Consider the following 19,583-nt stretch of genomic DNA (forward strand, 5'->3'; position numbering starts at 1 on the left):
TATGTTTCAAAAAATTCTAAAAACTAACCAATCAAAAACTACCTTTCTCATCCGACTGATGGTGGGCTCCGTTTTCCTATCTGAAGGCATTCAAAAATTTCTGTTTCCTGCAATTCGGGGAGCAGGACGATTTAAAAAAATAGGACTTCCATCACCAGAATTTCTTGGCACGTTTGTCGGCACGTTTGAGATTGTTTGCGGTGCATTGATTTTAATTGGCTTACTCACAAGGTTGGCGAGTATTTCCACGCTTGTTATTATGATAGTGGCAATAGCAACCACAAAATCAGAAGTTTTAGTTAATGATGGATTTTGGGCAATGATGCACGGAAGCCGAACCGATTGGGCAATGTTTATAGGAAGTCTGTTTTTGATTATCAAGGGAAGTGGTAAATTTTCAGTGGATTGGTATATAGGAAATAAGAAAAAATGAAAAATTTGGATGATAAAGGACTTTTAAGATCACTTACTTTAAAAGATGCAGTAGGCGTTGGTTTAGGAGCAATAATCGGTGCGGGTATTTTTGTAGTAACAGGAATTGCGGCTGGAGTTTCGGGTCCTGCCTTTATTGTTGGTCTTTTAGTCGCAGGAATTATTGCCACTTTTAATGCCTTAAGTTCTGCGCAATTAGCATCCAAATATCCCCATTCGGGCGGAACTTACGAATATGGATATATCTTGATAAATCCTGCTTTTGGATTTTCCGCAGGATGGATGTTTCTAGTGAGTAAGCTTGCAGGGGCAGGTTTTGTTGCCCTAGGCTTTGGCGGCTATTTCTACCAATTGATGCCGATCGCCTCTCCAATGACATTTTCTGTTTTAGCTGTTATTCTTCTGACAGTAGCCAATTATTTTGGCATTAAGAAAGCGGGGAATTTAAATCTTGCGATTGTTACTATAACTTTCCTTTCACTTATATATTTGGCATTTAGTGGTATCCCTGAAGTGAATTTCGAAAACTTCAAACCCTTTGCTCCATTTGGTATTTCAGGAATTGCAGAAGCCGCTGCACTTTTGTTTTTTGCCTTTACAGGCTATGGAAGAATTGCGACACTTGCCGAAGAAGTAACGGATCCCAAGAAAACGATCCCAAAAGTGATTATTATTACCATAGTAACGGCCATACTTCTTTATAGTGTAATTTCTGTGGTAGCTATAGGGGTTGTAGGCACCCAAAGTATGGCAAGCAGTACTTCTCCTTTGCAAGTTGTTGCAGATGCTTTAAACACTCCTGAAATCAGTAGTATTATAACTATTGGCGCGTCTACTGCCATGTTAGGTGTATTGTTGAGTCAAATATTGGGAATTAGCAGAGTGATGTTAGCCATGGGTAGAAGGAATGACTTACCTCCAATTTTTAAAAAGATACACGAAAAGTATCGGGTTCCACATATTGGAATACTTTTCACAGGTTTAATAATTTTGATACTTACCCTTATAGGTTCGTTCGAATTTATTGTTAGAGCTGCGACTTTTACTATTCTACTCTACTATAGCATTACAAATATAGCGGCAATCAAACAGCCGAAGAAAGATAGAATGTATGGCAGATTAATTCCAATATTAGGCTTAATCGGATGCTTAGCAATGTCCGCTTCCCTGCCTTTAATTGTAGTATTTTCGGGTATTGGATTACTTTTAACAGGGTTCGTGATAAGGTTTTTATTTCATAGAATATATGGCAGACAAGAATAAAAAACCTTGTTTTTCCAACCATAACTTTCCAGTTATCCTTGATTTCCCAATAACACCTTTTATTATCTTCGAATTTGGTTTGTTTTTCTGCTTCATTATAAACTAAAAAAAAACTTAAACAGATTTAATACAAAATTATTGAGGGCTTAAAAAAAAGAGCGAGGTATGAGTCTAATTTATGCAGTCCTTTCAATTTCCAAATGTTGGTATTTTACTGTCAAAAAAAGGTTGGGCAGTGAGGGTGCGGATGTTGATATAAAGGCTTATGTGAAGTATGGAAATATAAGGGGCGGCACCAAATTAATAAATGGATTTTTTTTTGGCGGACGCTATTCTCAATTTTTGCTCGGGAATGAAATGTTCCTGCCCGGCGAAGCGGGAAGGATTAATGGAATGGAAGCTGAAATTGGGGATTGTGTCCAAGACTTTGTTAGGGAAGCTCTTTTCCCGGAATGGAGCTATTTTGCGGAATGGAGCGGCAATGGGCTGAATGGATTATGAAGATGATTTGATCTTTTTCAGCCAGATTTAAGCGGACGTGACTTCAAGGTTGAAGATTGGAATGGAATTTGACCGCTTCCCGACTTTTTTCGGGAGTGAGCGGGCAAGTGAAATGGAAATCGGAGGCTTTGGAGTTACGACATAATTATTACTTTTAAATTGGTGAAGTTGAAAAATTAAAATAACTTTACCCCTTTTTAACTAATTTTTAAATAAATAAATAAATAATCCTAGAGGCAGAGCCGTCGAGGTATTCAAAGGAAGAAAGTTTTAACATGTAATGAAAACCATCCGTTTTCAAACATTTTCTAACACCTCCGATGCAGAGCATAGGGGAATTCTAAATATTAAATCTACAACAGACTCCCGCCCATTATATGATGACTAAAATATTGATTTTAGAAAGCGCTACTAACGATCTTAATTTTATTTGTTTTGAACTAGATCGTTCTGGTTTCAACTATACAACTATAAACATCAAATTAATTGATGAATTTGAAAATGCTGTTCATAACTACAATCCCGACATCATACTATCTGGATATTCTTTAATGAACGATAACGGGCAAGAAGTATTAAAAATCTGTGATAGATGTTACCCATTAATCCCTTTAATCCTGATTGCAGATCACATAGAAATTGAAAATTGTGTTGCACTCATTAAAAATGGTGTGTCGGATATTATATTGAAACAAAACATCGCTTCTCTAGGTCAAAAGATTTCCACAACTTTAAAAACTACTCGCGCGGATACTCTACCTAATCAATGTGAAGAAAATCTTAATGATAAATCAATATATCGCAGCTTAATTGAGAATAGTGAAGATGCTATTTTGCTTACGGAAAAAGACGGAAAAATCCTTGAAGCGAATAATTCCGCCTGCCAAATTTTTAAAATGACAGAAGAGGAGTTTTATATATTTGGAAGATTCAGTCTTGTTGACCATAATGATCCATCTTTATTAGCACTTATAGAAGAGCGTAATCTTACGGGCGTTGCAAAAGATGAACTTACTTTTAACCGAAAGGATGGCAGTTCTTTTACAGGCGAAATAACTTCAGTAGTATTTAAGGACATCTGGGGTCATGAAATGACTTCCATCAAAATTAAAGATTTAACTCAATATAAAAAAGCGGAAAAACAGTTAGCAAAAACAGCGGCAGAATTACAAGAAACCGTAAATAGCCTGAATAAAATAATGAACGCCTCAATGGATTTAATTTTTTCCGTTGATGCAGACAAAAAAATTGTACAGATAAACTCAGCCTGCAACAGCACTACGGGATATGAAACACAGGAATTAGTAGGTAAAAGTTATATTGATTTCATACATAATGAAGATAAAGAAATAATATTTAATGCTGATCAAAATGTTAGGAATGGCAATCCTATTAAAACATTCGAAGCCAGAGTTATCCATAAAAATGGAACTACTATTTACATTTTACTGAGTGCTCAGTGGGATGAAGATGATAAACTGATTTATTGTACAGCTAAGGACATTACCGAGAAAACAAAATTAGAGAAGGCGTATAAAGTAGAAAGGGAAAGATTTTTGGATCTATACAATCTTGCGCCAGCTTGTATGGGGCTTCTTAAAGGGCCTAACCATATACATGAACTTACAAATTCACTGTATTTAAAATTCATCAATAAAAAAGATGTCATAGGTAAATCCATACTTGAGGTCATGCCAGAAATGGAGGATCAAGGGATTATAGGCTTGTTGGACTCGGTTTATAATACAGGTGTGCCATTTATAGCAAATGAAATGCTGATCCAATTAGATAGTAATAATAACGGATTACTCGTTCAAACCTACATGAATTTTATATATCAGGCGCACAGAAAGTCTGATGGCAAAATTGACGGTATTTTTGTATTTGCGATAGATGTAACTGAACAGGTATTATCACGTATTAAAATCGAAGAAAGTGAAAAAATGTATCGCCAATTGATAAGTGAACTGCCTGTAGCCGCCTACTCATGCGATGCAGACGGAAAAATATCATTTTTCAATAAGGCAGCGGCTATTCTTTGGGACACAGAACCGAAAATAGGAGAGGATTCTTTTTGTGGCTTCTCCAAGATGTTAGATGAGGATGGACAGACCATACCTTTGCACTTATCCCCGATGGCTATTTCTTTAAACGAAGGTAGAATAGTGTCTGGCCGGTCTGGTACTGTCGAACGCGCAAGTGGAGAAAGACGTTACGTGCTTCCTCATGTTGTTCCTTACATAGATTCATCAGGGAAAGTTACAGGGGCTGTAAATGTCGTCACAGATATCACTGAAATAAAAGTTGCACAAATTGCATTGGAGCTCCGTAACTCAGAACTCGCATTTCAAAATCAAGAGAAAGAAAAACGAGCCGCCGAATTAAGTATTGCCAACAAGGAACTTGCTTATCAAAATAAGGAAAAAGAAAATAGAGCCAACGAATTGGTCATTGCCAACCAAGAACTTGCCTTTCAAAATGATGAAAAAGAAAAACGAGCAAAAGAATTAATTCTGATTAATATAGAGCTTCATAAAAGCAATAAAGAGTTAGATCGTTTTGTATACAGCATTTCTCATGATTTAAGAAGCCCTTTAACTTCCGTACAAGGGCTTGTTTCAATTATTGAAGAGGAGAGTGAAGAACCCAGCACGCTAAAACATGTTGAGATGATCAAGAATAGTATTAATCGGCTTGATGAATTTGTTAAAAAAATTCTAATTTATTCACGTAACGATCGCACAGATTTAGAATTGGAAATAATACCAGTCAAGAAAACCATTTTAAATATTATCGCTTCTCTTCAGAATATGAAGCAGGCAAAAGACATTCATTTTGAAATTGAGGTCCAAGAGTTGTCCCCATTTTGTACTGATAAATTACGGTTTAATACGATAGTAGAAAATTTAATTTCTAATGCTATTAAGTATCATAAACCTCGCAGTAGTGATAGGTTCATTAAAGTGAAAGCTGTTGCGCATAAAGAAATGATGCAATTAGAAATAGTTGATAATGGAATAGGAATTCCGTTAATGTACAAGGAAAAAATATTTGATATGTTTTTTAGAATATCAAGTAAATCAGAAGGTTCAGGAATCGGCCTATATATAGTAAAAGATACCATCGAAAAACTAGAAGGCTCCATTAAGGTCATTTCGCAAAAACAAGCCGGCACAACTTTTGAAATAAATCTTAAAAATTATAAAAAATGTTAGATCCTAAATCAAAATTTGAAAGAGTCATGCTTATTGACGACAATACTATTGACCTTTATATAACGGCTCGACTTATGACTAAATATAATTTCGGAGAGGAAATCGACCAATACTCATCTGCCAAGAAAGCTTTGGAGTTTTTGCAGGAAAAGCAAAACGATTTTACAAAATGGCCCCAAATAATTTTCTTAGACATATATATGCCAGGAATGTCGGGATTCGAATTTATGGCAGAATATAATAACTTATCATCTCAATTGAAAAAATTCTGCAAAGTCTACATGATTTCTTCCTCTATTGATGAAAATGATATAAAGCGAGCAAAAAATGATGTAAATGTGGTTGATTTCCAGGTAAAAAGTTTAACAAAAGAATTTCTAAACAGTATTATATGATTCTCAAAATTAATTTGACTTATTTTATTAGTAAAAAGATACTCTATTTATCACTAGTCTTAACATAAAAAAATACGTCTTTCCCCTACCAATACTCCGAACAATTATCAACAAAAGAGCGCTTGCCTTTCCAATTATCATTTTATTTTCCACGCCATCCGAAATTATTCAAAATGCTCATACTAGCAAAAATTGGATCAAGTCAAAAAGTCATGACGTAACCAAAGACAAAAGAACTTTGGTGCAAGTATTTCCAGGCTCTCAGAGTCACTATTAGCTATTGCCAATTTATTCCTTCCCGAAGTGCTACTGACCTGTTTTTATCTTAAAAATCATCAGGCAAAAAACGAAGAACTCCATTTTTATTTTACAGAACAAAACAAGCTTCCTGATAGGAATGGTGGTTCGAAGCTTCATGCCAAAGATTTCTTCTCAGAGGCTACTCAGGATTTTCTCATACGTGGAAAGCGTTTTGCTCGCAATGGAACTTTTCGCGGAATGGAGGGGAATGGGCTGAGCGGGTTAAAAATTAATATTGTTCTTTTTCAGCCAGATTCAAGCGGACGAAACTTCAATGCTGTAGATTGGAATGGCGTTTGACCGCTTTCCAATTTTTATCGGGAATGAGCGGGCAAGTGGAATGGAAATCGGAAGCTTTGGAGTTGGGTCCAAGACTTTCCAAGGAAGCGCTTTGCCCGCAATGGAGCTTTTCGCGGAATGAAGGGGAATGGGCTGAGTGGGTTTTTATTACGGATTATTGTTATTTAGACGGATCTAAGCGGACGAAACTTCAAAGTTGTAGATTGAAATGGAGTTTGACCGCTTCCCGACTTTTTTCGGGAATGAGAGGGCAAGTGAAATGGAAATCGGAAGCTTTGGGGTTGGGTCCAAGACTTTTTTAATGAAGCGCTTTGTCCGGAATGGAGCTTTTCGCGGAATGTAGGGGAAAGTGCTGAAAGAGATATATTATTGTAGCGGATTTTTAGAAGGTTTTAAAGCGGACGTAACTTCAAAGATGAAGATGGGAACGACGTTTGACCGCTTCCCGATATTTCTCGGGAATAGGCAGACAAGTGAAATTGAACAACCCAAAATAAGAGAAAAAAAAATTGATTTCCTTCTTTCTTCTGTGATGTGATTTGATGTGAACAATAAAACAAAAATTATAATTTCTCACGAATCATTACAAATAAAAAAAACTATTTTTAAGCCCTATATTTGAAGTCAATTTTAAGGAATGAAAGAAGTATATGCACTACCAATTATAGCAATCGTTTCGTGCGTTATTAGTCTTCTACTTGCGTTTTTTTTACTTTCTGTAAAATCAAATAATAGAATCAGCAACAGACTATTCGCTACCTTTTTAATTTTAAGCGCAATAGATTTAAGCGGGTGGTTTCAATACTTATTTTTTTCTGGGCTGTCAAATTTTGGGATGGCAAAAAGTATGTTTTCCTTTCTACAAATGCCTGTTCTTTACTTCTATGTTTTATCTGTTTGTTATTCAGATTTTAAATTAAAAGCAAAACATTTACTACACGCAATTCCTTTTGTGATTGCTAACTTGGTGATGATTCCCAGATTTTATGCCGTAAATACTGAGAGTAAATATGCCCTTTTCGAAAATTACAATCGCATTTGGGAAATTATTTATATCCATATTTCCATCGAGCTGCAATTCATTATTTATATTACTTTCATCTTCGTTATTCTAAACAGATACAAGAAAATCTATCAGCAAAATTTCTCGGACACAAGTTCAAAAGCATTCCTTTGGCTATTTCAATTCACCTTAGCTTCTGCAATAATCCATAGTGTTGTTTTGGTGAAAAATATTCTGAAATATACAGATAGAGGCAAAACCTTCGATTCTGTGCAGCTTTTGGTTAGTGTTTTAGCCTTGATTGTAATCTGTTGGTATGTTTTTAAAGCCTTAAAATATCCAGAATTATTTAACGGAGTAGATTCAAAAACGCAACTTGTTACAACTTCCATCGATAAAAAAACTGTTATAAGATCTGAAGAAATTAATCAACTCACTTCTTATATGGAAACAGAAAAACCTTATTTAAATCCGTCATTATCAATCCGGAATTTAGCGCAAGAACTGAATATGAATTCCAGGGATTTATCCATTTTAATTAATCAAAGACTTAATCAGCATTTTTTTGATTTTGTAAATGAATACCGCATAAAAGAAGCGATGAATATTTTGAAGAATCCGAATAAAAAAGATGTTACCATTTTGGAAATTCTATATGAAGTTGGATTTAACTCTAAATCTTCCTTTAACTCTGCCTTTAAAAAACACACCGGAAAAACACCAACCGAGTATAAAAAACTAGCTTAGGGTCAACGCCTTAACGTAAAGTCGAACGCTTGTAAAATAAAGTCGAACTCATTTGTTGATATAAATGAGTTCGACTTTGCGTTTTCGGTCGTGTAAACTGCTTTGCTATCGCACTTTTGTTTCATCAAACTAAAACACACAAGATGAAAACAAAATTGAAAACACTCGCCTACTTTATTCTACTACTATTTCCAACTATTTTTTATGCGCAAACAATCACAGGAAAAGTAATAGACAAAACAGATGCAGTTGCATTTGCAAATGTTACAATTACAAATAGCAACAATGAAATAGTTACAGGGACAACAACTAACGAAAATGGTTTCTTTCTCGTAAAAGTAGATTCAGGAAGTTATAAGTTAACAATAAGCTTTATTGGATATACAGGTGTTGAAGAAGCTATTTCCATAGAAAAAGATATAGATCTAGGCACAGTTTTGTTACAAGAAGATGCAGAATCTTTAAACGAAGTTGTTCTTAAAGTTGAAAAAAGAATGATAGAACGAAAGATTGATAGATTGGTTTTTAATGTGGAACAAAGTATGGCTGCCACGGGAGGAAATGGATTGGATGTTGTAAAAATCACTCCCGGAGTTCATGTTCAAAATGGCAGTATAGAAATTCTAGGGAAAGGTGTCACTCAAATAATGATCAATGGTAGAATCTCTCCTTTGCAAGGTGAAGAGTTAGCAAGTTTTCTAAGCGGAATCTCGGCAAGCGATATTCAAAAAATAGAAGTGATTACAAATCCACCAGCAAAATATGAAGCTTCTGGTAATGGAGGCCTAATCAATATCATTCTAAAGAAAGGAATTCAAGATTCTTGGAAAAACTCAACCACAATTTCTTACAACCAAAACAAATACAATTTTTCAACAATCAGTAATAATTTCTTTTACAATAAAGGAAATCTTTCTTTTTCTGGAAGTGTAAATGCGACCAAAGGAAGTATTGAAAATGCAGAAGGCATATTAATAGATTATCCCACTAACAATTGGGATATTGATGTAGATTCAGAAATTGGAAAAGACGAGCTTTCAGGTCGACTTTTAATGGATTATGAACTTACTCCAAAAACAACTTTTGGCTTACAGTATTTAGGAAATGCTACAAAACCTACCATAGATGGCACAACAACCTCTATCGTATTCGACAATGACAACAATTTAGAAAAAACACTTGTTAACCAAGGAGATAACATCGTTGATAATAAAAATCATAGCTTAAATTTTCATGCGGTGACGCAATTGGATTCAATAGGCAAAAGCTTTTCTGTTGATGCTGATTATTTTATATTCAATTCAGAAAATAGTCGCGATTTCTTTACGGAAGAATTCAATAATACTGGCGTTTCTCAAGGAATAAATTCTGCAGCTTTAAATATTGCCAATCAAGAAATAGAGAATTTTAGCTCTAAAATTGATATAGATTTCCCGTTGGAAAAAGTTAATCTTTCCTACGGAGTAAAAGCAAGTTTTACGAAGACAAAAAGTGATGTTTTATACTTTGACACGCTTACAGGAACGCCTATTTTAGATTTAGACAGATCTAATGAATTTAATTACCAAGAAGATGTTTTAGCTGGGTATATTTCTGGAAACACTAATTTAAGTGAAAAATTAAAAATGCAATTTGGTCTGCGTTTGGAAGACACTAAAACTAGAGGAATTAATGCTGAAATGAATAAAGAAACAATCAACAAATACACAAAACTCTTTCCAACGCTTTATTTTTCATATGCATTAAATGAAAAGAATGATTTTGGATTTTCTTACGGAAGACGAATTAACAGACCCAATTTCAGAAGTCTTAATCCGTTTCGGTTTTATATAAATTCAAATAGCTATAGTGTTGGAAATCCATTTTTACAGCCATCATTTTCAGATAATTTCGAGCTTTCCCATTCGTATAAAAAGAACTTAACCTCAAAAGTATTTTTAAGTGTTACCACAGATGGTTCTGGTACCGTTTTCACTTCCGATGCAGAAAACCAAACGCAAATAATTACCAGAGAAAATTATTATAAACAATACAATTACGGATTAACAGAAAGCTTTTCGTTCAATAAGCTCGCTTGGTTTAAAAGTGAAAACAGCTTTAATCTTTTAGGATACTACACAACATTTACTAAGGATTTTGGTGCTACCCCAAAAAACGGACTTCAAGTTTACGTAACATCGAACAACACATTTTCATTGAGTGAACAAACAAAATTACAGGTGAATTCGTATTATAGTTCTCAGCACAACCGAGGTTTATTTAGTGTTGGTGAAATGTTTGATTTATCTTTTGGGCTTCAACACAGCTTTAAAAATAACCTGAAAATGTCCTTATTATTTAGTGATGTCTTTAATACAGCAAGTCTAAAAGATTATGTGTCTACAATTAACGGAATTGAGCAAATTTACAGACAAAATGAAAGTTCAAGAAATGTTAGAATTTCACTTTCTTATGATTTTGGAAACAAAAAGGTAAACGTAAAAAACAGAAAATTTGGAAATGATGAAGAACAAAAGAGAAGTAATTAAGGAACTTGGCTTCTTGAAAGAAACAACTGATTTTAACTCAAGCCCTGAAATAGGAAAGCCAAATTTAGTCGAATAATTTGACTCTCATAAAACAACTAAATGGCATCAAGTTGATGGTTCCGTCATAAAATGACCGAATGCAACCCCGACCACATACGGTAAATCAGAATCTTTGCAGTTGTGTCCACGATATTCAAGTGAAGCTCTTTTATCGGAATGACGCTTTTAGCGGAATGCAGGGGAAAGTGCTGGACGAGAAATAAGAACTATATTTTGTTCTTGGCAGGATTTAAAGCGGACGAAACTTCAAAGTTGTAGAATAAAATGCTTGTGCTGAGCTAAGCCGAAGTAGAGTTTGACCGCTTCCCGACTGTTTTCGGGAGTGAGCGGGCAAGTGAAATGGAAATCGGAAGCTTTGGACTTGGGTTGAAGACTTTTTAGTGAAGGGCTTTGCCCGTAGTGGAGCTTTTCGCGGAATGGACTGGCAATGGGCTGAGTGATATATCTGCTTATGTTCCAACTCAGATTAAGGGTTATTATGTACTTACCCTCTTTTTGAGATCCTCTTTTTGAGATCCTCTTTTTGAGATCCTCTCTTTATATTTAATGAAATAAAAGTAGTCATCTCACTTTCGGTTAATGAGATGACTATTTTGTTTATTTTTTGGAATCAGCAATCGAGACTTTACGGAATTCTTTTAATGATTTTTCCAAGGCTAATGACAGTTTTCTTGCCCTTGTTCCTGCAGCTTTGTTTCCACTTTCTAATTGCATTTTAGCATCACTTTCAAATGACTCAAAAGTGTTTTTCATGTTTTCAATAAGTTCTTTCATAAGATTTAAATTTTATTTAAAGACGAAAATATAGTTATTCATTGTAAACACACCTATCATTCACATAAAAATACGACTACAAGTCGCTACTTTAAAGGTTTCCTTTATACTTTTCTAACCTTTCTCGGAAAATAATATTAACTGATGGCCGAAGTTTCGCTTAGCCTTTGGACTACTTAAACGAATTCTTAGTAGGATTAAATTCAGAGGTAACTTCAAAGAGGAAAATGAGAACGACGTTGGACTGCTTCCTGATCTTCACGGGAATGAAAAGACAAGAGGGATGAAATCATATACTTTAGAGTTTGGTCTAAGACTTTTTAATGAAGCGCTTTGCCCGGAAAGGAGCTTTTCGCGAAATGCAGGGAAATGTGCTTCGCGTGTTAGGACAACGGATTGTTCTCGTTTAGCCGGGTTTAGGCGGACGAAACTTCAAAGTTGTAGATTGAAATGGAGTTTGACCGCTTCCCGACTTTTTTCGGGAATGAGTGGGCAAGTGGAATGGAAATCGGAAGCTTTGGAGTTGGGTCCAAGACTTTCCAAGGAAGCGCTTTGCCCGGAATGGAGCTTTTCGCGGAATGGAGTGACAATGGGCTGAGTGGTATTCGTACTTAAATCCTATAAATAACAAGTATATTCCCCTCTCAAAATTTTATCCATATTATTTCCTTTGTTAAGTATCGTAATATCAGAGAAGATACCTGGGTTCAATATAGACACATACAATTATTATCGATCATTCTATCATCACAGTTATCTTACTTGATTGCCTTTCAACATACAGGTTATTAACCAAAGTCATGATGATTGCTTTCAGTGGCGTAGCCAAAAAAACTCCCCAAAAAACCTGCTAAAACATCCATTGCTAATCGACTGAAAGTTAGTAATCGTGGTGGCACACCCACCATTTTTTTCAGGGTCAATGGTTGAATTACGGTACTTTGAATAATTTGAGTAATAGTTTAAAGGCCTATAATTAATAAGACTGTTTGCGATTCTTGTATCACAGCTAGAAGAGCGACTGGAACTAAAGTTATTATGAAACCAAAATTAGGAATGAAATTCAGCAACTCCGCAACCAATGTTAAAGTTAATACAAGTGGTATTAATAATAGCAACAGACCCAATCCGTTTAAAACGGGAATAAATAACTATAGACTGGAAGTCAATAGTTTTAATTGGCAGACTAAAAGTCTGCTTCGTGAAATAATTAATGAAACTCAGAATACAATACGCAATAAATTCGTGTACCCGCCTGAACGGACGGGCAGGTTCGTGGCTAAAATATTTATAGAAACTAAAGTAACTGCAATGAAATTGCAGGGTTTTAACCTTCAACTTGATAATAAAAAAATCCAAGTTAGACCTTTGAGCCAACTACGCAAAAGATCATTCAACCGATTCCACAATTCAGCCGCTTTCTGTCGGTCTTAAAATGGTACTAAGTGAATAATTCCGAATGAAGATGAAAAATATTTGATTGTGGCACTTGCTTTTCCAAAATCCCAATAGTTTGTTGCGTATTCAAAACTCTAAGTCCCATTCAGTGAAATTTCCATGTCAAAAACTATCTAAAATGAATGTTTGGTTTGAATAAAACGTTATGGGTTTAACGTAATTATAAATTCTGTTCCTTTATTTACTTCACTCTTCACACTTATTGTTCCACCTAATTTTTCCACTTGCACTTTTACCATATAGAGTCCCATTCCTTTTCCTTCCGCCTGATCGGCATGAAAGCGTTTGTATAGGCCGAACATGTCAACACCACTTTTATTAAGATCTACTCCCAACCCATTATCCGTAAGTGTGAGCATAGTTTTTTCTTTGACCGATTTACTTTTAACTGTGATTTCTAATGGTACATCCTGCCGCCTGTATTTTATACTATTTGAAATGAGGTTATATAAAATGCTGTACATATAACTTTTAATCGTGAACATTTTATCCACTTGACTGAAATCTAGTTCAAAATGTACCTGTTCTTTTTCAAGAACATTAGCGATGCTGTCTTGAACATCTCTGACAATTCTAGAAAAATAAATATGCTCCTTTTTATCGTTTAATTGTTTTCCCATACTTAAGATAACATTCAAATCAATAATTACTTCATCTAATCTTTCCGCAGAGGTAGTTAAAGCATTCATCATAAATTCCCTTTCGTCTTCTCTAAGATCCTTATCATTAACCAATGCGGTCAGACTAATAATATTTGCAACAGGTGATCTTATGTCATGAGAAATTATGTTGGAAAAGTGCTCGTGGTCTTTATTGCGTTGAACCAAATCTGCCGTCATCTTTTCTTTAAGGGCTTCCTCCTGCTTTTCCTTAGTAACATCTCTAAAAACAAGTACCACACCCATTATATTTCCTTTTATATCGAAAATGGGTGCACAACTGTCGTTAATTGAATATTCTTTTTTTTTATTGCGCGAAATCAACACCGTATCCGGGTCTATATTTAATGATTTCCCCGTTCTAAGAACTGTTTTAACAAGATTATCTCCTTCTTCCCTTGTTAAATTATCCACTATATGAAACACCTCAGATATTGGTTTATTTTCCGCGTCTTCAAATTTCCATCCGGTCAGTTTCTCTGCAACGGGGTTCATAAGTATAATATCCCCCTCCATATCTGTCGCAATTACCGCATCACCAATACTTTGTAGTATAACTGACTGTCGTTCTTTATCAAATTGTAGTGCGGTACTAATAGGTTTTGGCATTACATTCTTATCCAATAAAATAGTTTTATGGTCTTCATTGATCGGCTTTCCATTTAAAAATTGTTTACTGTTCATGATAAAAAAATTTAATTTGAAGTCCTATACAAGAATTTCTCCTAAAAAACTATGCTGCAAAGATTCACAGTTCATCGAAGAAATGTATTATACAAATTGCTCAATAAGTTGTATAAATTTCGTATTTTCCTGAAAAACATATTTAATAAATCTTTACTTGAATAGATAAGATTATAAGTTTTTTAAGGATTATTTAGATTTGTATCATTCTATAAACAACTATCTTTCATTATAATATTAATACGGTTTTAATAGTATTTACAGCCGTTACTAATGCTACATAAATGAAGTTATACATTAAATACATGGTAAGCTTAAGGTGTAAGCTTATGGTGAAGTACGAATTGGAAAAACTGGGATTAGACTATACTCAAATCGATCTTGGTGTTATCGATATTAAAGAAGGAATTACTGATGATCTGAAGCAACAACTGAAGGTTAATTTAGCCGAATCTGGTCTGGAATTATTGGACGACAAAAAAAGCATTCTCGTAGATAAAATAAAAAACATGATTATTGTGATGGTTCATTTTTCAGATGAAGTGCCAAAAGTCAATTATTCGGTATATATAAGTGAAATGTTAGGCTATGATTATAAGTATCTTTCAGTTTTATTTTCTGAAGCCCAAGGCGAAACTATACAAGACTTTATCATTAAGCATAAAATAGAAAGGGCTAAAGAGTTGATCCTTTATGATGAACTGAATCTTACCGAAATATCTCATATTCTACATTACAGTAGCGTGGCCCACTTATCTAGTCAGTTTAAAAAAGTCACAGGTCATACCCCTACTTATTACAAGTTAATTGGTGCAAAGAGAAAATGTAATCTAGAAAATCTGTAACATTTGTAATCTTTAATCTCACTTTTGTAACATATAACAGATTGAAATTCTGATATTTATAGGGGTGCAATTAAACACTGGTCAACACATCTTAAAATAATTATAAAAAGTAAATTAAATGAGAAACAAATGATTGAATCTTTCAAAATAAACGGTGATTGGGACTAGCAGTCAAGTGCGCTCAGAACAAAATATCCAACACTTTCCAGTGAATATGTGAAATTCGAAATAGGTGAAGAAGGAGAGTTATTTAAAAGATTAGAAAACCGGTTGGGCAAAACCCGAAATCAAGTGATTGGTATTTTAAATAACATTCATAAAGACGTTATTGAAGTTGCATAATTGATTTAAAAATGTCGGAGTTAAAAAGAACAGAATCATAATATACTGTTCTTTTTTTATGCACTGTTTAAATAAGTGAAGTGTATAAGTAACACAAAATCTTAAACTTGCTGTTATAGTGGCAAAACAAACACTAGATTATAAAATGGCTAAATATTTTTTCATTTTATTTCATCATGATTTTTTTATTTTAGAACTTGTGTGGTATTGGAAGTGGAGTTAACAACATCAACACATTTGTAACAATATATTTTAAATCTTCTTATAGGTCTTTAACTGCTTCAAGAATTTGTGCAGAAAGATTGTTTATATCCGTTGGCTTATTGAGATAACTTGATGCGCCAAGGATGTGAAATTCCTTGATAGTTTCTTCCGAGAAGGAAGTGGAATACATAATGACAGGAATATGTTTGAGACTCGCATCTCTTTTCAACTGCCTCAAACACTCGCGACCATCAAGGCGTGGCATGTTGATGTCAAGAAAAATATAATGTGGTAATTGTTCTGCAGTTCTCAAAAGATCAATTGCCTCTTCACAGCCATTTGCCTCCATACATTCTGCAGAATTGGGCATATTTATTACGACTTCATTAAAAAAGAATCTATCATCTGAGTCATCATCAATAATCATAAAATATGTGGTCTCCATGGTTTTATTTTTATTATGATTGTTTAAAAGGGAGTATGACATGAAACGATGCCCCACTATGTTCTTTTGCATCTGCAAAAGTTAATCCGTAATGATTTTCAATAATTTTTTTTGTGATTGCTAAACCAATGCCCGTGCCTACATAATCTTCATTAGTGTGCAACCGTTGGAATATGGTAAATATTTTTTCGGAATATTTTTGCTCAAATCCAATGCCATTGTCGTTCACGATAATTTCAACATAAGAAATTGAGGGATTTAAACTCGAATATTTTTTAATTTGCTTTTCTGAAAGCGTGTGCGATGTAATGGTGATAAGTGGTGGCACATCTTCTCTTGAAAATTTAAGTGCGTTGCTAATGAGGTTGTAAAAAAGCTGATTCATTTGCAAAGGGATGGTATCGATGGTTGGGAGATCACTAAATTTTAATTGGGCTTTCTTTTCCTCAAACTGCAATTCAAAATCGTTTATAATATTTTCTACAGTTATATTTAAATCAGTTTGTTCATAAACTTTTTCGTGCTCCAACAAGCTCGAATAATTTAATAGGTCACGGATAAGCGATGTCATACGAGAAGACGCATTTTCTATTTTGTCGAGATATGATTTTGCTTCTTTGCTCAACTCCTCTTTATGATTTAACTGTAAACGCTTGGAAAAGGTTAAAATTTTCCGCAATGGTTCTTGCAAATCATGGCTGGCAATATGGGCAAACTGGTCTAATTGTTTGTTGGTTTGCTCTAATTCTTCGTTTGTTTTTTTGAGTTCAGTGGTTCGTTCTTTTACTTTAGTTTCTAATTCTTCTGAAAATGTTTTTAGTTTTTCTTCTGCAATTCTTCTGTCAGTGACATCTTCAATTGCCAGTAATATTAACTGCTCTGCCGTTCTTTTGTTTTTAATCTGTCGTGCGTTCATTAACAGATTACGCTCCCCTACTTCGGGGATCTTAAGAATGATTTCGAAGTCTTCTATTTGGTCTTTTTGAGAAAGAACTTTTACGAGTAACGAGCGAAGCCTATAATCATCAAACTGATGGTGCTGGATTTCATAAAACCATTTTTTTTCTGTTTCGTTTTCATCCACCTTAAATTTTTTATAAAAAGCAGCGTTTGCGGTTTTTATGCACAGGTCTTTATCCAGAACAATTAGCGGATGGAACATAGTGCTAACGATGCTGTCAGAATAGATACGGGCGGCACTCAGTTGCTCTTGCTTGTCAAACAACTCCTGGTTTACGATGATCAGTTCTTCATTAGTGGATTGCAGTTCCTCTTTGGATGTTTCCATTTCTTCATTCAAACTTTGCATCTCTTCATTGCTGCTCTGCAATTCTTCGTTGGCACTTTGTAGTTCTTCATTAGCGGCTTCCATGTCTTCGGTAATGGAGCGCATATCTTCACGATTGTAGGCCAATTCTTTTTCTAATTGTTCATTTCGCTTTATTGCGTCGTCAGCTTTTGTTTTTCCTGATGAAGCTGATTTATCTTCTTTCTCATTCGGAACTATCGTTTTCTCAAAACGGATTAGGTAGTGCAGTTCAACGGTATCGGTAATCGGAATAATTTCTATATTAACCAAATACTGCTTTCCCTCATCATTTTCATCATTCTGGGAATTTCTGCCCATAGGAACATTCTCTTTGATTACTGCTGCCTGATTCTTTGTAACTTTGTGTATGGCGTTCCGTAATTCAAAACCTAAACCTTCGCGGGCCATTAGTAAAAGATTATGAGTGGGTTTCCCCTGTGGTGACTGAAGAAAAGATGTGATATCTCCATGTATGTGAACAATGTCCATTTGTTCGTTCACCACAACACTTGCAGGTGATTTAGAAATCATGATTGCCTCTGCACTTTTCCGAAAATCTGTTTGTGTGGCTTCCGGTTTGGTTACGGATTTAAATTTTCTTGTCGAAGCTTGTTCTTTTAATTCTGTGGCAATATGCCTAAAACGACCTGCTACCGGCTTACGCGAATAAACTTTCTCCTTTTTTGCGACGGATGCAAACAAATCAGAAGATGCCCCTGTAGATTCAGATTTACCCAAGAGCAGAAATCCGTTTTCTTTAAGTGCGTAATGAAACGTGGCGAATGCTTTTTGTTGCAAAAATGTATCCATGTAAATAAGCACATTACGACAACTGATTAAATCCATTTTAGCAAATGGAGGATCTTTTAAAAAATTGTGAGGTGCAATCACGCACATATCTCGAATGAGTTTGCTTACTTCATACCCATTATTAGTTTTTGTAAAATAATTTTCAAGCAACGATGCAGAAAGCGTTTCTACTTCGGCTTTGGTGTAGTTTCCTGACCGCGCTTTCTTAATTGCTTTTTCAGAAATATCGGAAGCGAAGATTTGAATTTTTGTTTGCTCGCGATCTTTATCTGGATTCAATCTCAAAAATTCCTGTAGGCAGATGGCAATCGAATAGGCTTCTTCACCTGTGGAACAACCTGCAACCCACATACGGATAGGAGCATCCGGATTTTTATTTTTGATAATGCAAGGGAAAACTTTTTCCGATAAGGTTTCAAAAGCTTTTGGGTCTCGGAAAAAAGAGGTTACCGGAATAAGCATATCCTGAAAAAGCGCATCCTGTTCGGCGTCATCAGTGCGTAAAAACTGCAAATAATTGTTAAGATTTTTCTTTTTAACAATGGCAATTCGTCTCGCGATGCGTCTTCGTAACGTCGGATCCTTATAATGGGTAAAATCAACACCACTACGCTGTCGAAGCAATGAAAGAATCTGTTTAAAAACTGATCCATCATCTTTGGGTTGTGGTTCTTCCTTCTTGTCAACATTATTTGTTATTTCCGTGCTGTTTATTTGCAAAAGATGTTCAGCAATTTTATCGGGAGCTAAAATAAAATCAACCACTCCTGCGTTGATGGCATTTTCTGGCATACCATCATAAGCTGCTGATTCCATGTCCTGTGCTATGCTAATGCCTCCATATTCCTTGATGGATTTCAGACCTTCAGTTCCATCTTTACCTGTGCCTGATAATATGACACCTACTGCAAACTCTTTATGAACTTCAGCAAGAGATGTAAAGAAAATATCGATGGAGAGATTTAGAATTTTTTTATCGCGCGGCGTGAGTTGCAACACACCATCTGTTGAGGTTAAAATTTTGTTGGAAGGGATGGTGTAAATATGGTCGGGTGCTAAATGGATGTCTTCAGTAATTTCATGCACAGGAATGCTGGTTACCCGTTGTAAGATTTCTGGTAACATACTTTCGTGCTCTGGATCAAGATGTTGCACCAATACATACGCCATTCCAGAACTTTCGGGAATGGCTTTGAGTAAGCGCTTAAATGCTTCAAGACCTCCTGCACTCGCGCCAATGCCAACAATAGGAAAGTTCTGCACGGTGGCAGGCGGTTGAATCTCTATTTTTTTCTCTGATGTCATTGCT

General features: G+C 35.0%; 15 protein-coding genes. 11 read left to right on the forward strand and 4 right to left on the reverse strand.

What is annotated here, in order from left to right:
* Nucleotide 1 precedes the first annotated feature (1 nt).
* The 8 genes from ESZ48_RS15075 (at nt 2) to ESZ48_RS15110 (ending at nt 10,684) form a co-directional block, all read left to right on the forward strand.
* Entirely contained in the window at nt 2-433 is a 432-nt protein-coding gene (locus ESZ48_RS15075) for a DoxX family protein (protein ID WP_129018335.1), read from the forward strand.
* Nucleotides 430-1,695, forward strand: a complete 1,266-nt coding sequence (locus tag ESZ48_RS15080) for an APC family permease (protein ID WP_129018336.1) — start codon at nt 430-432, stop codon at nt 1,693-1,695. The genes ESZ48_RS15075 and ESZ48_RS15080 overlap by 4 nt, the downstream gene beginning before the upstream one ends.
* Nucleotides 1,696-1,860: 165 nt before the next feature.
* Nucleotides 1,861-2,196 (forward strand): hypothetical protein, encoded by a 336-nt coding sequence (locus ESZ48_RS15085; protein WP_129018337.1) that lies wholly within the window; start codon nt 1,861-1,863, stop codon nt 2,194-2,196.
* A 377-nt stretch (nt 2,197-2,573) separates the two neighbouring features.
* Nucleotides 2,574-5,411, forward strand: coding sequence for a PAS domain S-box protein (locus tag ESZ48_RS15090; protein WP_129018338.1), 2,838 nt, complete (start codon nt 2,574-2,576; stop codon nt 5,409-5,411).
* Nucleotides 5,405-5,806 carry a response regulator gene (locus tag ESZ48_RS15095; RefSeq protein ID WP_129018339.1) on the forward strand — a complete coding sequence of 134 codons (402 nt, stop codon included), beginning with the start codon at nt 5,405-5,407 and terminating at the stop codon, nt 5,804-5,806. Before ESZ48_RS15090 ends, ESZ48_RS15095 begins: the two co-directional genes overlap by 7 nt.
* Nucleotides 5,807-6,429: 623 nt before the next feature.
* Entirely contained in the window at nt 6,430-6,708 is a 279-nt protein-coding gene (locus ESZ48_RS15100) for a hypothetical protein (RefSeq protein WP_129018340.1), read from the forward strand.
* 533 nt (nt 6,709-7,241) lie between these two features.
* Complete coding sequence (locus ESZ48_RS15105) at nt 7,242-8,156, forward strand: helix-turn-helix domain-containing protein (RefSeq protein WP_223266473.1); 915 nt, start codon at nt 7,242-7,244, stop codon at nt 8,154-8,156.
* A 143-nt stretch (nt 8,157-8,299) separates the two neighbouring features.
* Nucleotides 8,300-10,684, forward strand: coding sequence for a TonB-dependent receptor domain-containing protein (locus ESZ48_RS15110; RefSeq protein ID WP_129018342.1), 2,385 nt, complete (start codon nt 8,300-8,302; stop codon nt 10,682-10,684).
* A gap of 657 nt (nt 10,685-11,341) precedes the next feature.
* Here ESZ48_RS15110 and ESZ48_RS15115 read toward each other — a convergent pair.
* Nucleotides 11,342-11,518, reverse strand: coding sequence for a histone H1 (locus ESZ48_RS15115; protein ID WP_129018343.1), 177 nt, complete (start codon nt 11,516-11,518; stop codon nt 11,342-11,344).
* A 283-nt stretch (nt 11,519-11,801) separates the two neighbouring features.
* Here ESZ48_RS15115 and ESZ48_RS15120 point away from each other — a divergent pair, with 283 nt between their 5' ends.
* Nucleotides 11,802-12,116: a hypothetical protein gene (locus ESZ48_RS15120; RefSeq protein ID WP_129018344.1), complete on the forward strand. Its 315-nt coding sequence runs from the start codon at nt 11,802-11,804 to the stop codon at nt 12,114-12,116.
* A 1,003-nt stretch (nt 12,117-13,119) separates the two neighbouring features.
* On the opposite strand, the gene ESZ48_RS15125 is transcribed toward ESZ48_RS15120, so the two are convergent.
* The gene (locus tag ESZ48_RS15125; protein ID WP_129018345.1) at nt 13,120-14,319 is read right to left on the reverse strand and encodes a sensor histidine kinase; all 1,200 of its coding nucleotides are present in this window, start codon (nt 14,317-14,319) and stop codon (nt 13,120-13,122) included.
* 284 nt (nt 14,320-14,603) lie between these two features.
* On the opposite strand from ESZ48_RS15125, the gene ESZ48_RS15130 reads away from it, so the two are divergent.
* Both ESZ48_RS15130 and ESZ48_RS19680 read left to right on the forward strand, forming a co-directional pair.
* Nucleotides 14,604-15,164: a helix-turn-helix domain-containing protein gene (locus tag ESZ48_RS15130; protein ID WP_129018346.1), complete on the forward strand. Its 561-nt coding sequence runs from the start codon at nt 14,604-14,606 to the stop codon at nt 15,162-15,164.
* A gap of 216 nt (nt 15,165-15,380) precedes the next feature.
* Nucleotides 15,381-15,506, forward strand: a complete 126-nt coding sequence (locus tag ESZ48_RS19680; protein ID WP_262707994.1) for a hypothetical protein — start codon at nt 15,381-15,383, stop codon at nt 15,504-15,506.
* 262 nt (nt 15,507-15,768) lie between these two features.
* On the opposite strand, the gene ESZ48_RS15135 is transcribed toward ESZ48_RS19680, so the two are convergent.
* Nucleotides 15,769-16,155, reverse strand: coding sequence for a response regulator (locus ESZ48_RS15135; protein ID WP_190246278.1), 387 nt, complete (start codon nt 16,153-16,155; stop codon nt 15,769-15,771).
* A 13-nt stretch (nt 16,156-16,168) separates the two neighbouring features.
* The gene (locus ESZ48_RS15140) at nt 16,169-19,579 is read right to left on the reverse strand and encodes a chemotaxis protein CheB (protein ID WP_129018348.1); all 3,411 of its coding nucleotides are present in this window, start codon (nt 19,577-19,579) and stop codon (nt 16,169-16,171) included.
* Nucleotides 19,580-19,583: the final 4 nt, after the last annotated feature.

This window comes from Gelidibacter gilvus (genome assembly GCF_004115975.1).
GTDB lineage: Bacteria > Bacteroidota > Bacteroidia > Flavobacteriales > Flavobacteriaceae > Gelidibacter > Gelidibacter gilvus.

What these genes read in the sequence shown, in the direction of transcription:
- ESZ48_RS15075 (WP_129018335.1), top strand. Translation starts at nt 2, where the DNA reads ATGTTTCAAAAAATTCTAAAAACTAACCAATCAAAAACTACCTTTCTC.
- ESZ48_RS15080 (WP_129018336.1), top strand. Translation starts at nt 430, where the DNA reads ATGAAAAATTTGGATGATAAAGGACTTTTAAGATCACTTACTTTAAAA.
- ESZ48_RS15085 (WP_129018337.1), top strand. Translation starts at nt 1,861, where the DNA reads ATGAGTCTAATTTATGCAGTCCTTTCAATTTCCAAATGTTGGTATTTT.
- ESZ48_RS15090 (WP_129018338.1), top strand. Translation starts at nt 2,574, where the DNA reads ATGATGACTAAAATATTGATTTTAGAAAGCGCTACTAACGATCTTAAT.
- ESZ48_RS15095 (WP_129018339.1), top strand. Translation starts at nt 5,405, where the DNA reads ATGTTAGATCCTAAATCAAAATTTGAAAGAGTCATGCTTATTGACGAC.
- ESZ48_RS15100 (WP_129018340.1), top strand. Translation starts at nt 6,430, where the DNA reads ATGAGCGGGCAAGTGGAATGGAAATCGGAAGCTTTGGAGTTGGGTCCA.
- ESZ48_RS15105 (WP_223266473.1), top strand. Translation starts at nt 7,242, where the DNA reads ATGGCAAAAAGTATGTTTTCCTTTCTACAAATGCCTGTTCTTTACTTC.
- ESZ48_RS15110 (WP_129018342.1), top strand. Translation starts at nt 8,300, where the DNA reads ATGAAAACAAAATTGAAAACACTCGCCTACTTTATTCTACTACTATTT.
- ESZ48_RS15115 (WP_129018343.1), bottom strand. Translation starts at nt 11,518, where the DNA reads ATGAAAGAACTTATTGAAAACATGAAAAACACTTTTGAGTCATTTGAA.
- ESZ48_RS15120 (WP_129018344.1), top strand. Translation starts at nt 11,802, where the DNA reads ATGAAATCATATACTTTAGAGTTTGGTCTAAGACTTTTTAATGAAGCG.
- ESZ48_RS15125 (WP_129018345.1), bottom strand. Translation starts at nt 14,319, where the DNA reads ATGAACAGTAAACAATTTTTAAATGGAAAGCCGATCAATGAAGACCAT.
- ESZ48_RS15130 (WP_129018346.1), top strand. Translation starts at nt 14,604, where the DNA reads ATGAAGTTATACATTAAATACATGGTAAGCTTAAGGTGTAAGCTTATG.
- ESZ48_RS15135 (WP_190246278.1), bottom strand. Translation starts at nt 16,155, where the DNA reads ATGGAGACCACATATTTTATGATTATTGATGATGACTCAGATGATAGA.
- ESZ48_RS15140 (WP_129018348.1), bottom strand. Translation starts at nt 19,579, where the DNA reads ATGACATCAGAGAAAAAAATAGAGATTCAACCGCCTGCCACCGTGCAG.